This window comes from Vescimonas sanitatis (assembly GCF_049060325.1).
In the GTDB taxonomy this organism is placed as follows: domain Bacteria; phylum Bacillota; class Clostridia; order Oscillospirales; family Oscillospiraceae; genus Vescimonas; species Vescimonas sanitatis.
The window spans coordinates 1-13,735 of sequence record NZ_JBMGPW010000017.1; the positions used below are offsets into that span (position 1 = coordinate 1).

A 13,735-nucleotide genomic window follows, 5' to 3' on the forward strand; every position below is an offset into this window, starting at 1 on the left:
ACCGGGCGTTAGGGACTTGACGCCGTTGGTGGCGATAACCGGGGTCAGCTTCGTCACATCTGTGCCGCGGGGCATGGTGATGGTAATAGTATTGGTGCTGTTGTTCACCGCGCCGGCCACACCGTTGATGGAGAAGCTGGTGATGCCCTTGGCGGTCGTGGTGGCCGTCTCCCACTGGCAGGTGATGTTGATGTCACCGGCAGGCATCTTGAAGCGGTTATTCGTGATAACCTTGTCCATCGGAGCCCCACCCTTAGCAAAGCCATAGCACAGGGAGCCCTCCACCATCTGATAACCGCTGTCGGGCGTTACGGTGACGATAATCTCATCGCCCTCGTTGGCCTTGGTGCGGTTGGTGGTGATGGTGCCGCCCTTGGGGGTGCTCACCGAAATGGTAAACTTGCCGGTGTCCGGCGTTTCCGTGCCGCCGCCATAGGCGGGGATCTCGATTTTCAGGGCAGCGCTCTCACCGCCGGAGGCACTCACCACAACGATGTAGATGTCGCGGGCATCCTCGGTCAGATTACTGAGGGTGATGTTTGTCTCGCCCGCGCTGGCTGTACCCTTAGTAGTGGATTTCTTGATCTCATCCACTGTGGGAGCTGTTGCGCCGTGGGTCACTACCTTGTAGAAGTAGGTGCCTGCCTCATTGGTGGTAAACGTCACCGTTGCGGCGGTCTTGCTGCTGCGGGCGGCGGAGCCTCCGGACAGGGTCGGGGCGTTGGGAGCCGCAGCCTTTTTGATGGTAATGGTATAAATATTGGTCGTCGTGCCATCTTCCGCCGTTACTGTGAATTTGGCCTGCGTATCCAATGCCATCCCGCAGGGGGCGCCCTCTACCCAATTCTTGTCCGGATCGTTTTCCTTGGTGACTGTGGCAAATTCAGAAATCGTTAGCTTCAGGATCATGTCTGCCAGATCAGTAGTGTCCGTGTCGGCAGGCAGCGTGATCGTGTAGTTCAAGCCAGATTTGCTCAACGTACCGATCTTCTTTTCTCCGTCATAGAGCCCCACACCGGTCAACTGGCAAAGATTACTGTTCTGTGTCTCGTCGCGTTCAAAGTTTGCGGTGATAACAATTCCCTTGCCGGAAGTAGGTACAGTGAACGTCGCAACATTGGGATTCTCCTCCGAAGACGTCAGTTTAAAGTCAACTGTGCTGCCGTCTGCGTAGGCCGCTGTCCAACTCGCGAACTTATACCTGAACTTCGCGGTAGCAGTTACCGTGACCGTTGTTCCTTCGATAACTGCGGCGCTGACAGGTTTACCATCTACTGTGGCGGCAGCGCTGCCCATTGCCGTATCGTTGGAGCCCATTGTGATCGTTGAGAATGCCTTCGCTCTGTACTTGGCTACGACGCTGATGCTGGTTGCATTCTCGGGTACAGTAAACTGACAACCGTCAAAGTCGCCGATCGTATAAGAGATATCAGCACCATCCTGATCCTTCACTTCATAGCCTTCCAAAACAAATTGGCTTGTTCCGGTTGGGCGAACAGCTAGCGTAGCCCCCGGCTTGACGGTATCCTCGTGAGAGGTAAAAGGGGTCATATAGTTGCCTTCGGTCATGCTGACAAGGTCTACACCGGACAGCGCATTTGCCTGACTGGCAGAGAAGCTCAGCTTCACACCTTGCTTTTCAAACACTGCTGTCAGAGATACCTCATTCTCCGGCATTTCAAAGGTCATTGTGGCGGCAGACTCCTGCTCTTTGGTCAGTTCAACACCCTTCGCATCCCAGCGCACAAATTTGAATTTATACGCTGCATGCTCCACGGGAGTGGCCGTTACCGTGACCTCGTTGCCGGCATGGGCGTCGCCGATCGTTTTTTCGCCGTCCGTAACCGTCACAGTTCCCATAACATAAATATTTTCATCGCGATATCTCATCGCAGATGCGGAAATGGTGTACCGTTCCGAAGTATCTTCCTTGAAGGTAATGCTTGTGACCTCAACACAGTCATTGGGCATTACGAAAGAGAACGTGTTGCCGGTAATCGTAATGTCACTCGCAGAAATAGCAGTCTTATCCCTGCTTTTGGTCAGCGTAACCTTATCAATGACCATGTTCTTATTTTCACCGGTCGGCTTGATGCTCATGGTGACCGCCCGATCAGAACGAATATCTTTGGTAACAGTACTATAGGCCTTAGACAAGTCCTCATATCCGCTAAGCTTTTCGGTGCCCGCCGACAATGCGGAAAGGTCATAGCCTTTTTGCGGAAGCACTTTGAATTCCCACGGCATATCCAACCTAACAGTATATTCCTGAGATTTTCCCTCAAGATTTGTCAAGGTAAACGTATCGCTTCCATTCGTAAAGTTCAACTTGTCTTTGGAAGCAGTCGTTCCCCATGTAGGAATGATTTTACTAGTCGTATCCCAAGATGCATAGCTGTCGATATATTCTGCGGAAGAAAATACAAATTTAGTCCCTGTTTCGTCCGCTGTCCAAGTATCAGGATAGTGTGCCAAAAGCTTTGACCCAACGATTTTGAGACGATAATAGTAGAGATGTTGTATCGTCTTCGTAGCGAGTTTTTCTTTTACGACAAAAACTCTCATATAGTTTTCGCCACTGTCGAGAATAATGGCGCTATTCGAGGCATTGATAACATTATTATCAGCATCTTTAACAGCGTTAAAAACACAATCGTTCTTTGGGTTCAGCGAAGAATTACTCGGCGCAGCAAGCAAAGCATCTTTATAGTTTAGTTCGATCTCACCCACCAGATAATATTTCTTTTTTTCTGTATCTGTCTGCCCAGGGACACTCTGCAATTCATCATAATTGCGGATCGTGGCATCTGCAGATGTAAATGTAAAATCATCATTACCGGTTAAGTAGTTATATGCTTTTGGAACCAGCTTATCTTCACCATTGGTATCTTTAAAGGTAAGGCCGCCACTCTCTTTCAGTTGTGGCCGAGTAACCTCCGTGGTTTCTCCCTCGTCAGCATATGCCTTTGGCGCAGTTACGACAAAGAAGCTCATGACCATGAGCAGGCAAAGGAACAGTGATACTGCCCTTTGCCATTTTTTGGCTTTCATGGCTCTCTCCTTTCTAATTAAAATGGTGTCCGTAGCTGGTCTGGTGATCCGCTACGTCGCTGTTCTCTGCCACCTTATCCCAGAGCTGCTGGGAAATGCTGCGCTCAAAGATAACGGTGACGGTATAATTTCTGCTCTCCGTACCCAGCGTTACGGTATAGGTCAAAGGACTGGTGAGATTCACGACCTCGCCGGATACCGGGCTGACCACAGCTCCCGCAGGGACGGTAACGACCGGCGCAACCGCCGTGACATTCGTTCCCACCGGCAGCTTGACAGTGATGGTTCCTGCACTCTGGTCGATCTCACCCTCCACACCCAGGACGGAGAAGCCTGTGATCTTCGCCGTGCTGCTGGAGGGTGTATCATCGTCGCCTCCGCTGCTCTTTGCAGAGATCGGCTGACCACTTTTGTTCAGCACAGTAACGGTGTAGGTGCGGCTTGCCAAATTGTTGTCGCCGCCCAGCGTAAACGTGGCTGCATTGGCAAAGTCCACTGCAATACCGGAGGTCGGAGAACAAGTCCTGCCGGTAAATTCGATGTCCGTGACCAGCTTGGTGCTGGTCAGCTTGGAATCGTCCACACCGGTGACAGTAATGGTGCTCTTGGCGTTGTCGATGGTGCCATTGTACCACTCGTCGCCTGCCTGCACACGGAAGCTGGTGATCTCCGCCTGCGCCTTGGACACGACCTTGATCCGATAAACATTCTGCACCGTCTCGTCGCCGGAAGTCACGGTGAAGGTCTTCCAGTCAGAGAAGTCCATCATCGTCTTGCCATCCAAAGACGGGGTGGAGGTTGCCTCATAGGAGATGCTGGCACTGAGATACATCTTCGAGGTATCCACACCGGCACTCACCGTAAGCAGGATCTCCGTTGCGCCATCGGACGCCTTGGTGATCTTCTTCTCCAAAATGTCCGTCAAGTTCAGCACGCTGTTTTTCAGTTTGATGCTGTTGACATCCAGTTCGGCACCGGAAGCCCCCACATCACCGTGGTTCACGGTGACATAATAGGTTTTCTGTGTCTTGCCATCCTCTGCCAAGACGGTAAACGGCTGTTCAACGCCGTCCACAAAGGTCGTGGGCAGGTTCGGGGCCAGCAAGGTCGCACCTTCTACCATCGTCACCGTCGGAGTCAAGTTCGTCAGGGGCATACCGTCGGGCACTGTGACCGTGATGGTATTCCTGCCGCTTTCACCGCCCTCGGTGATAACGCCCTTCTTGCCTTCAATCTCAAAGTCGGTGATTGAGGCATCTGTGGACAGTTCACGGGCAAAGTTGAACCGGTGGTAATAGAAGTAGCAGGGATTTCCCTGACCTTTCTCCAGGAATTTGAGATACCACTGACTGGCATAGCAGCCTTCATACGTCGCCAGTGCGTTATTCCTTATGCTGGTCGTGTGATGGAAGTAGCCCTCACTGACGTTGGCGAAGTTGTCCATCCAGTTCTGGAGCATGCTTTTTCCCTGTCCGTCAGAGAACCGGGGATCAGTATGGCAGTCGATTCCCATACTGCAAAGGCCCATCATGACCCAAGCGGCAGACTCGCTGTTTACGTCGCCCCATGCCTCGAACGAGAAAGAACTGCTCATTTTCTGGAGAATCGTCTCAAGACCCTCCTGCATCTTAGCCTTTACGCGGTCACCATAAACGGGATCATCCTGATACGGACCGATCGCATACATGATAGCACCTACCATGTCGATACCAAATCCATCCGAAAGATACTTGTGACCAAGCAGTGTCTCCAACAGCCTCTCCCGCGTCCAGACGGCATTGCTCGGAATGGTGTAAATTCCCATGTCCATTGCGAGCAACGCAAATGTGGGGCCGTTGATCGTATAGGTGCCGCTGTAATTGTAGAGAGCTGCTGCCAGATCATCGACATTATTGCCTTTTTTGTCGATATAAGGCACTCCGTCATGATACTGTGCAAGATTCGTGCAATCGAAACCACGCGCCGTCAGCATCATAATCGTTCGACCAAGTTCTGTCATGGCAACGCTGGTAGTCGTATCAAGCTGCGAGATGATTTTTCCCACATCGAAGTCGTTGCCTTGACCTGCGTTATAGTTGGGAGATATGTTCTCATAGAAGCCGAGATTCATCCACTCCCAGTCGTTGTTAGCCATGGTGCGATAGCGGCGGATAATGTTGGCAACGACCTTTTCAAGATCACCCTTGTAGGGGTTTGGCAGTGTTTCATCCGACAGTGTTACCGTCACGGTATAGCTGCTGGAAGAGCCGTCTTGTGCTGTTACCACATACTGCACAGGCTGGGAGAAGTTCTGTGCCTCCGTTGCAGAGGGAGAAATCGTGGCGAATTCCGACAAGACAATCTTCGGCACGAAGGTCATCGGTGTGCCTCGAGGAACACTCAGCGTTATGCTTCCAGCCGCCTCGTTGATTTCAGCCGCATAGCCGCCGTATTTAAAAGAGAGGATACTGCATCCGGAGGCTGCCGGCGTTCTGGTAATCGTCACTGTATAGTCCTGCTTATTACCATTTGCCGCCGTAACCGTGTAGCGATTTTCGCCCACCTGCAGTGCTGCAGGTTTTGCCGTGACCGCCGCAAATTCGGAAACCTTGATCTCCGGCTCCGTAACGGCCAGATTTGTTGCATAGGGGATCTCGATTGCAATGTCATTACCATCGATCACACCAATCGCATCACCGATTTTGTAAGACAGGATATCGTTTTCCGCCGAAACCTTTGCGGTGACCGTTACCTTGTATGTTGTTTCCAGTTCATACTCGGAATTGTAGATCACAAGGTCTATCGGCTGGGATTCTGAATTGGTGAAGTCGATGGCCGTATCCTCGCTGGCACCATCCAGGCGGTAGTATTCGCCGGTGTGCTCGATCTCTGGCAGCAGTGCGGATAAGTCGGTTCCAACAGGCAGATTCAGACGGATCGTTCCCGCCTCGCCGTTTTCACCTTCTACGATCTTACCGTATCGTGTTACATCGTTCACTGTTACTGCGAAGGATGTTGCGCGGTTGTAGGGTGTTCCGTTCTCAACGGTAACGAGCCAATTTTCACTTAAATCAACGCCAAAAACGTATTTGTCCAGATTCTTGCCGTTAAACGTAGTTCCAGTCGCGCAATCCCACGGCACAACCGTGTACAGCATCTTTCCAGCTTCCAGACTTCCCGCAAAGTAAGTCGCTTTCACACCTTGTGGGGTCTCAATGACGGGTTCGGGCAGCTGTGTCCAATCGGTTGAGTCGGGAAGCCGGACAGTTATCGTCTTATTTGCCTCATCAACAATTCCCTTTGAGGCACCTACTGAGAAAGCCGTGATCTCCGGTACGGCGATCACGCGGGATCTGAACAGATCAAGGAAATACGGGGCGACAACATGCAGAATGAATTCCAACTGCTCCACGCCCCGTGCAGTGATCGTACTGGGTGTTGTATACGGATCATCCCACTTATATTCATTTTCCCAATAGCTCTTAAGGCCCTCCAGTAAACGCTCGTCTTTCCATCCCTGACCGGAAAGCTGGTACTCGTGTGTATATGCAAAGCCGGTGGTAATGCTGAAAGCACCCTGGATGCCGGTAGCTACTTTTACAAGATAGTTCAGATCTGAAGGATACCATTGTCCAACATGAATGCTGTCCGCATTCTGGATCGAGCAGTAATATGTAAACAGATCATCAAACTGATGCATGACCTTGTAGATTTCCGGTGCGAGCTTCCACAGTTCGGCCTTTCGATCCAACTGCACGGAATCGTCCGCGCTGCTGGAAAAAGCCCAAACCGGGTAATAGTAGTGAATGGAAGGGTCATTCTTGTTGTAAATATTCCACTGCTGCACAGAGGAATAATCTGCCGTCGGCTGCACCGCTTCAATGCGGGATGGCCAAGAAAATGCATTGATATTTGTCCGATTGTTTGTATAGAATTCGACCGGCGTAAAAACACTCGTTTCCGCCGCATCCGCATCGATCAGACCGCCCCAATTTCCCGCAACGGAAATGATATTGATCTCAGAACCACTTTGATCTGTAAAAGACAAAGGGATTGTTTCGTATTTGCCTGAAACAAAGGCGGTAAAAGAAGGCCATGTGGAATACCAGCTAGGGTCAAAGGCATAGGTCTTACAGGGAAGCAGTGCGAACAGTATTACAAGAGCCAACAAAAGGCAGGGTAAACGTTTCTTCATGGGAATCCTCTCCTGTTTGTCATGCTTTTCGCAGGGGGGCGGGCAAAGTGCCCGCCCCCTCTGCGGTGCCTTGACAGTTAATCTGTCAGTTTAAGCTCCTGCTTAGTGCCAATAAATACCGTAGTTCGTCGTATAGAACCAGGTAATACGAGCACCGTCAGTCAGCGTGTAGTCGGCAGCACCTACATTGGGGATATTGCAGGTGGTGCTCCAGCCATTGGCACTGTCCGTATACATCCAGCCATCCGCACCGGTAGTGTCAAAGGCAGCCAGACCATTGATAGAGGCCACATAGGTGGAAGAAGGATCATACTCAGAGTAACCTGCGCTCTGCATGAACCGCTGCAGAACGGTCATGGCACTTGTGTTAGGATCAACTCGAATGGTGCCCCAGGGCTGGGCAGAGGTACCGCCGAAATAAGCAGCTGCAGCCGCGGCGATTTCGTCAGCCTTGGTTTTCACAGTTCCGGTGTACCACTCAGTGCCCTTCAACTCACTGAAATCGAAGCCAAAGGTCACGCTGATCTTGCCATCGGAGGCAAACGTCACCATCATAACATAGGTGCGGGTATTGCCATTTGCCGTAACCGTCAGTGCGGGAGTGGTAACACTCAGGTTCATGGTTGCGGTCACATCGGTCGTACCAGAGACGTTACTCACATTGCCGCCCAAAGTCGCAGCGGCATTCTTGGTAAGAGTGGTAGATACCGCCGCCGTATTGGAAGCGGCAGGGACATTAGTTGCAGAGATGTAATAGTTGCAGAAAGTCCAGCCATTCTCAGCCGTATTGGTGTTGCCCTCGAAGTAGGGGTTGCCCATGCAAGGATTCTGCACAGTCACACGATACACGTTAGCAGCAGTCGTTGCGCCGTTGAATACCACATTGGAGATCGCCAGAGGATCAGTGGAAGGAATGGCTACCTGAGCCTGATTGTTGTCGTTGATACCGGCAGCAAGGATATAGGGGTTCTCATTATCATGGCCGTCAAGAACAATCGTGTAAGACTTATTCAGCAAGTCAACACCATTAATGGTGTAGATATAATCTACATCATCATAGGTATACCCAGTACCTGCGCTCAACAAGGTGCCGCCAGTAATGGTGGTTTCATCTTCCATCGTGATGATAACAGTCTGGGATTTTAGGCTTTCTTCCGTAGTGGTAGCAGGCAAAGTCGCACGAATGAACAACTGTGAATCATCATAGGTGGGGGAATTGGGATTGCCGTATCCATCCACCTGATAGACAGCATTAGTACCACCAATCGTTACCAACTGGATCTCACTGGGTTTGCTTGTGGTTTTTGCGGCAACGGGCTTGCCATTGCCGTCCGCCATGGCGATAGTGCTCAGCGAGAGCGCCATCACCAGGGCAAGAAACAGGGATACGAGTTTCTTCATTTTTGTTTTCCTCCTAGAAATTATATTTTTTCACCGAGATTGCTCTCGGGTGAAAACAAAAGTAATAATGTACCTATCGACAGGCATAAACCATAATTCTATTCTAATTCAATCTGGAAGCTATAGGTCTGGCTCAATTCACCGCTGGTTACTACCAGATCACGGTCTTCCAGCGCCAGATTCAAAATGAACCGTCCGCCCAGCTCGTTCACAATGCAGGGGCTATCATCTATGTCCAACACCGCATCCGGGGCAAGCTCTACATTTGCGGCACAGTTTTTGAAATCCGTGTCCGTCGGCAGCGTAATGGCGATCACATAGTGCGTCTCATCATTCTCTGTGTGGGTCTGGATCTCCGCCGTACTGTTGCCGATCACAAAGCTGCGGATCAGCGGCTCCTCATTGGCGGCGTTCGCTTTCCCGCAGCCCGCCAGACACGGCAGGATACAGAGCACAGCCAGCACTATGCAGCATATCTTCTTCATATCGTTACCTCACTCAGAGCGGATGGCTTCGTTGGGACTGATCAGTGTTGCCTTGCGGGCCGGCATCCATGCGGCAGCAATGGCTACGCCGCCTGAGAACAGCACGCCGCAGACCGCCAGCCACCAGGGCAGCACGCACCGCAACTCCTGGGACGCGAAGATCACCGGTATCAGCCACTTGGCGATAAAGCTCAGTATCAGGCCAGCCGCGCCGCCGATCACGCCCACGATCAGCGCTTCCGTCAGGAACATCTTGAAGATGTCGCCCCGGATGGTGCCCAGCACCTTTAATACGCCGATCTCTCTTGTCCGCTCCGTAATGGACATCATCATGGTGTTTGCCACGCAGATGGCGGAGATCAGCACGGCGATGCCGCCCAGCGCGCCCAGCATCCCCTGGATCTGTCGGGACTGTGTCCGCACCGTCTCCAGCATATCGTTGAGCGAATAGGTGTTCAGCCCCGTGTCGCGAATCAGCTTGACAATACGCTGCACGTCGTTGACGTTCTTCACCTTCACCCAAACCAAGTCGTAGGTAGGGCCGTTGGCCTTTTCCTCCGCCGTCTTGGTTTGAGTTGTCGCGCCCATGTAATTGGCGTTGGCCTGCGTCATCTCCTGCAAGCGGTCAAAGGACATGAACGCGGCGGTGGCGAAGTTGTTATTCAGGGTGGAGCAGATACCCGTTACCCGCAGGGTATAGAGATTGCTGGAGGGCAGTGCCCGTCCGTCGGTGTCAGCCTTCGGCTCGCCGGTCAGGCTGGAGGAATCGAAGGTCATGCGGACAGGTACTTCCAGCAGGTCAATCAGAGCGTTGCCGTTTTCGTCCACCGCCAGCTCCCAATCCTTGGCCTTGTTGGCAAGACCGGCTGCAACGTCGTCGGTGAACAGCACTTCCGGATGCAGGCGCGTCCCGTCCTCGGCCATCGTGCCACGTTCCGGCGTCAGCATGAAGTTTTCCGCCGTGGTCATGTCGATGCCGTAGACGCGCACCATGTTGACATAGTTGCCGGAGACGATGTAGGCGGACTGCTGGTAGACCGGCGTTACCGCCTCCACACCGTCAATGCCCCGGAAGGCATCCAGCGCCTTGTCGTTCAGCAGTGCCTTGCGCCCGTAATCGCCGGTGGCAGGCGTCACATCGATCTTTGTCAGGCTGCCCAGTGCCTCGATGCTCTCGCGGTATGCCTGTTCATATCCGAGACCCACGGAGATCAGCACCACGATACACATGACGCCCACCGCCATAGAGAGCGCCGTCAGCGCCGTGCGGGTCTTTCGCCGGAACAGGTTGGTGCAGCCGTAGCGAAACAGGTCTTTTGGCTTCATACATTCCCGTCCTTATTGCTTCCGGCGTGGGTCAGCGGCTTCTCTCCAATATCCGGGGCGCCGCCGTCTGCGTCAAAGTCGTCGTCAAAATCGTCCAAGGCAGCGGTGTTTTCGGCACCGGGCCCAATCTCGCCGCGCTTATAGCGGATGATGACATAGACCACAATGCCGATCAGGATAAGCGCAAGGATCGCTATCAGCAGCCACAGCCACCAGCGGCTGCCTGTGCCGTCTTTATTTGCGTTGACGCTGTTGGCATCTGTATCCGCAGAGCTTTCCGCCACGCTCAGGGGCACGGAGATGTCCTGAGAATACGTCTCGCCGTTGGCGTCCTCATACTGGAGGATCATCTTGCCCACAAACGCGCCGATCTTGGAAAAGCCCACCGTTACATCGGCACTGGTGGAGCCGCCTGCCAGCAGGTCGCCCACATAACAGGGGGTGGAGGCGGTCATGCCGTCGGTGGCCAGCACCCGGATATTCATAGCCTTGGCGCGGCCCATGTTGGTCAGCGGCACGGAGATGGTAACTTCCTTATCCTTGCTGAGTGTGCCGTACACCTCCGGCGTACCAGCCAGAACATCCATCTTCTGGCTGACCGGCAGCATGATGTTCTGCGCCGCCTTACCGGCCACTGCCTCGGTGGTCTCATAGGTCAGGTTGATGCCCAGCATGGCGGGGCCAACCTCCGCGTCCTGCTTGGCCATGATCTTGTATTTCAGGATCGTCGTACCGCCCGGCTTGATGGAATCGGCATAGGCGGTATCCGTGCCGCCTACGCACAGCGTCAGGCCGGGAGAATTGGTGAATACCAGGCTGGAGATGATTTTCTTGGCCGTGTCATATTTGGAGTTGTTGATCAGGGTCAGGCGCAGCTCCGTTTCCTCGCCTGCCATCAGGCCGGATACCTCGGTATCGTCCACATACAGCTTATAGCTCTGCGCCATCACCGACATGGCGGAGGCGTCATAGCCATCGATCACGGTAAACTGCGTGGAGAAGGAGCCCTCTGCAGGGGCGCTGTTCTCGAAATAGTTGGCCTTGAATTTAATGGACTTGTTGCCGGAGGTGGCAAAGGGCGACACTGTGAAGGTGTAGTCCAGATACTTCACCTCGCCGCTGGCCCAGTAGTCGAAATATTTGCCTAAATTGGTGGAGTCGATCACGAAGGGGAACTCGTCCAGCGCGGCGGACACCACGGGATAGACCGTCACGCTGGTCAGGGTACCGCCNGGTGTAGTCCAGATACTTCACCTCGCCGCTGGCCCAGTAGTCGAAATATTTGCCTAAATTGGTGGAGTCGATCACGAAGGGGAACTCGTCCAGCGCGGCGGACACCACGGGATAGACCGTCACGCTGGTCAGGGTACCGCCCACATTGATCACGGGGATCCGCATGGAGATAGTCTGATTGGGTGTGCCGGTAGGCACGGTATAGGAGCCGCCCGCATTGGTACCCGCCACCTGAAGGCTGCCGAAGGAGGTAGTGACGCCGGACATATTGCCGTTGTCGGTAACGGTCACATAGGCACTGACCNACATTGATCACGGGGATCCGCATGGAGATAGTCTGATTGGGTGTGCCGGTAGGCACGGTATAGGAGCCGCCCGCATTGGTACCCGCCACCTGAAGGCTGCCGAAGGAGGTAGTGACGCCGGACATATTGCCGTTGTCGGTAACGGTCACATAGGCACTGACCTTGAAGGTCACGTCCTCGGTGATAGTGGTGCCGTTCACGGCATCCTCCCGCCACACGGTGGCATTGATCTTAAAGGGCACAGCGTAGCGTCCCTTACTGGCAAACTCGCTGACCTTGAACTCGAACCACACCTCCGCCGTGGAGTTGTAGGACATATCCTTTAAGTGCTGCACATCGCTGGCGTAGATCAGCTCAAAGGGCCAGTTGGACACGCTGGCGTCGGTAGGCACATCGGGGTAGATGTTGATGTTGCGCAGCATGTATTTCTCGCTGGGCAGATACTCCTTGTTCACCGCCAGCGGCAGCACGATCTTCACCACCTGACCGGGAACGCCTTTGGGGGACTGTGCGCCGGTATCCATCAGGATCAGGGCGTTGGCGTCGCTGGGTATGACCTTGATATCCGTGTTGGGCTTTTCGTCTGTAACCGAGACCCCGCTGACGCCGGCGTCCTCTCCGTTTTCGTAAGACGTGTAAGCCTCAATGGTGCTGTCATCTATCACATCCTCTGTGACCTCTTCCGCCATAGCGACGGCGGGCAGCAGGGATACTGTCATCAATACGCAGATCAACAGGGCCAGTACCCGTTTTACCGTTTCTCTTTTCACTGTGCGTTCTCCTCTCCGGTGTGGTGATTTTCTATCTCTATCTTTCCGTCACTGAAATAGACGGTACGATCCGTATAACGCTGCATCTGCGGGTCATGGGAGCTGAGGATGAAGGTGGTGTTCCTCTCCCGGAAGATCTCACACAGCAGCTCCATGACCTCCTGGCCGGTACGGCTGTCCAGATTCCCGGTAGGCTCGTCCGCCAGCACGATGGAGGGCTCCGTAATAATGGCCCGGGCGATACTGACGCGCTGCTGCTGACCGCCTGACAGCTCCGCAGGCCGGTGATCTACGTGTCCGCGCAGTCCCACGCGGCTCAGGGCCTGCCACGCCAGCCAGTTCCGTTCATCCTCCGGCACGCCTCGGATGGCCAGCGGCAGTGCCACATTCTCCAGTGCCGTGTATTGGGGCAGATTGTTGTAGCTTTGGAACACAAAGCCAATATAGCGGCGGCGGAACCTTGTCCGCTGCTCCTCGTCCATAGCCTCCAAATGATGCTTGCCTCGGACAATGATCTCACCCTCCGTGGGCGGCTCAAGACCTGCCAGCATATTCAGCATGGTGGACTTCCCGGAGCCGCTGCGACCTGCGACACAGACAAATTCGCCTTGCAGCACGGACATGTCCACGCCATCCAGCGCACGAACCGTGTTGCCGCCGACGGTGTAGTGCTTCTTCAGCCCCACCGTCCTGATGATGGTTTTTCGTTCACTCATAGTTCTCTCTCGCTATCTCAAATGTGGAGGGCGGCAGCACATAGTTCCGCTCCTCCGCCGTCAGGCCGAACTTGATCTTGATGCGCTCCAGCTTCCGTACCCACGGGTCGCCCAGCGCCCACAGTACCAGAAACGTACACAGCCCGTGACAGAAATCGAAGAAAAAGCTGGATAGATAGGCCGCGCCTATCGTCTGCCAGGTAAGGGGGCTGACGTAGCCGATGATGAAATACAGGTTCATGATCCAGCCGTACAGAAAGCCGGACAGGAAACC

The 13,735-nt window shown here is 53.7% G+C and carries 7 protein-coding genes and 1 pseudogene; all 8 read right to left on the bottom strand.

Annotation, left to right across the window (positions count from 1 at the left end):
- The coding region (locus ACOMDU_RS13370) for an InlB B-repeat-containing protein (RefSeq protein WP_421130658.1) at nt 1-3,051 on the bottom strand (3,051 nt) is incomplete at its 3' end.
- 13 nt (nt 3,052-3,064) lie between these two features.
- The gene (locus tag ACOMDU_RS13375; RefSeq protein WP_421130659.1) at nt 3,065-7,225 is read right to left on the bottom strand and encodes a DUF5018 domain-containing protein; all 4,161 of its coding nucleotides are present in this window, start codon (nt 7,223-7,225) and stop codon (nt 3,065-3,067) included.
- A gap of 102 nt (nt 7,226-7,327) precedes the next feature.
- A complete protein-coding gene (locus ACOMDU_RS13380; protein ID WP_421130660.1) occupies nt 7,328-8,626 on the bottom strand; it encodes a DUF4430 domain-containing protein in 1,299 nt (432 codons plus the stop codon).
- Nucleotides 8,627-8,724: 98 nt separating this feature from the next.
- Nucleotides 8,725-9,111, bottom strand: a complete 387-nt coding sequence (locus ACOMDU_RS13385; protein ID WP_421130661.1) for a hypothetical protein — start codon at nt 9,109-9,111, stop codon at nt 8,725-8,727.
- A 9-nt stretch (nt 9,112-9,120) separates the two neighbouring features.
- Nucleotides 9,121-10,437 (bottom strand): ABC transporter permease, encoded by a 1,317-nt coding sequence (locus ACOMDU_RS13390; protein ID WP_421130662.1) that lies wholly within the window; start codon nt 10,435-10,437, stop codon nt 9,121-9,123.
- On the bottom strand, nt 10,434-11,651 hold the full coding sequence (locus ACOMDU_RS13395) for a COG1361 family protein (protein ID WP_421130663.1): 1,218 nt from the start codon (nt 11,649-11,651) through the stop codon (nt 10,434-10,436). Before ACOMDU_RS13395 ends, ACOMDU_RS13390 begins: the two co-directional genes overlap by 4 nt.
- A 1,090-nt stretch (nt 11,652-12,741) precedes the next feature.
- The gene (locus ACOMDU_RS13400; RefSeq protein ID WP_421130664.1) at nt 12,742-13,461 is read right to left on the bottom strand and encodes an ABC transporter ATP-binding protein; all 720 of its coding nucleotides are present in this window, start codon (nt 13,459-13,461) and stop codon (nt 12,742-12,744) included.
- Nucleotides 13,454-13,735, bottom strand: a pseudogene (locus ACOMDU_RS13405) (hypothetical protein); the annotation flags it as partial. The pseudogene ACOMDU_RS13405 and the gene ACOMDU_RS13400, both read right to left, overlap by 8 nt.

Coding starts and splice junctions, on each gene's coding strand:
- ACOMDU_RS13375 (WP_421130659.1), bottom strand. CDS start 7,225: ATGAAGAAACGTTTACCCTGCCTTTTGTTGGCTCTTGTAATACTGTTC.
- ACOMDU_RS13380 (WP_421130660.1), bottom strand. CDS start 8,626: ATGAAGAAACTCGTATCCCTGTTTCTTGCCCTGGTGATGGCGCTCTCG.
- ACOMDU_RS13385 (WP_421130661.1), bottom strand. CDS start 9,111: ATGAAGAAGATATGCTGCATAGTGCTGGCTGTGCTCTGTATCCTGCCG.
- ACOMDU_RS13390 (WP_421130662.1), bottom strand. CDS start 10,437: ATGAAGCCAAAAGACCTGTTTCGCTACGGCTGCACCAACCTGTTCCGG.
- ACOMDU_RS13400 (WP_421130664.1), bottom strand. CDS start 13,461: ATGAGTGAACGAAAAACCATCATCAGGACGGTGGGGCTGAAGAAGCAC.